This is a genomic window from Stenotrophomonas sp. 2YAF22, from assembly GCF_052114665.1.
Classification (GTDB): Bacteria; Pseudomonadota; Gammaproteobacteria; order Xanthomonadales; family Xanthomonadaceae; genus Stenotrophomonas; species Stenotrophomonas indicatrix.
In genome coordinates this window covers 1-1,205 of sequence record NZ_JBFRFE010000887.1, presented here as the reverse complement: position 1 = coordinate 1,205, position 1,205 = coordinate 1, and the positions used below count along the sequence as shown (strand labels likewise).

The window sequence follows — 1,205 nt, the reverse complement described above, 5'->3', positions numbered from 1 at the left end:
GGGTGGGTCCGGTKGCGGGGGCGTGAGCGCCATGGATGGCGCGACCGAGCCTACATGGACGTATTTACGGCGTCCCCCGCCACCGGACCCACCCCGCCATCCCAGGGATAGCCAGTTTTTGACGTTGCCGTTGCCGTTGCCGTTGCCGTTGATTCGGCAGGTGCAGGGCGCAGCCCTGCCGGACCACCTCTGGTGGTTGCAGCAGCAACCGAAAAACTCCGCCATGATCAACCGACCCCCACGTCGTACGGCCCGCCCGTTCCGCCAGCCATGCCCGAATACCGCTCCCGCACCTCCACCGCCGGCCGCAACATGGCCGGTGCCCGCGCCTTGTGGCGTGCCACCGGCATGAAGGATGGCGACTTCCACAAGCCGATCATCGCCATCGCCAACTCCTTCACCCAGTTCGTGCCCGGCCACGTGCACCTGAAGGACCTTGGCCAGCTGGTCGCGCGCGAAATCGAACAGGTCGGCGGCGTCGCCAAGGAATTCAACACCATCGCCGTGGACGACGGCATCGCCATGGGCCACGACGGCATGCTGTACTCGCTGCCCAGCCGCGAGATCATCGCCGACGCCGTCGAATACATGGTCAACGCCCACTGCGCCGATGCGCTGGTGTGCATCAGCAACTGCGACAAGATCACCCCCGGCATGCTGATGGCGGCGCTGCGCCTGGACATCCCGGTGGTGTTCGTCTCCGGCGGACCGATGGAAGCCGGCAAGACCAAGCTGTCCGAGCACAAGCTGGATCTGGTTGATGCGATGGTGATCGCCGCCGATGAAAGCGCCAGCGACGAGAAAGTAGCCGAGTACGAGCGCAGCGCCTGCCCCACCTGTGGCTCGTGCTCGGGCATGTTCACCGCCAACTCGATGAACTGCCTGACCGAAGCACTGGGCCTGTCGCTGCCGGGCAACGGCACCACCCTGGCCACGCATGCCGACCGTGAAGCGCTGTTCCGTCGCGCCGGCCGCCTGATCGTCGAACTCTGCCACCGCTGGTATGGCGGCGAAGACCCGCGTGCGCTGCCGCGCGGCATCGCCACCCAGGCCGCGTTCGCCAACGCCATGACCCTGGACATCGCCATGGGCGGCTCGACCAATACCATCCTGCACCTGCTGGCCGCTGCGCAGGAAGCAGAGGTCGACTTCGACCTGTCCCACATCGACGCACTGTCGCGGCGCGTGCCACAGCTGTGCAAGGT

At 66.5% G+C, this 1,205-nt stretch carries 1 protein-coding gene; it reads left to right on the top strand.

Annotation, left to right across the window (positions count from 1 at the left end; translation table 11 throughout):
• Nucleotides 1-270 precede the first annotated feature (270 nt).
• Nucleotides 271-1,205: dihydroxy-acid dehydratase domain-containing protein (locus AB4Y84_RS21995; protein WP_442250975.1), on the top strand; the 935-nt coding region annotated here is incomplete at its 3' end.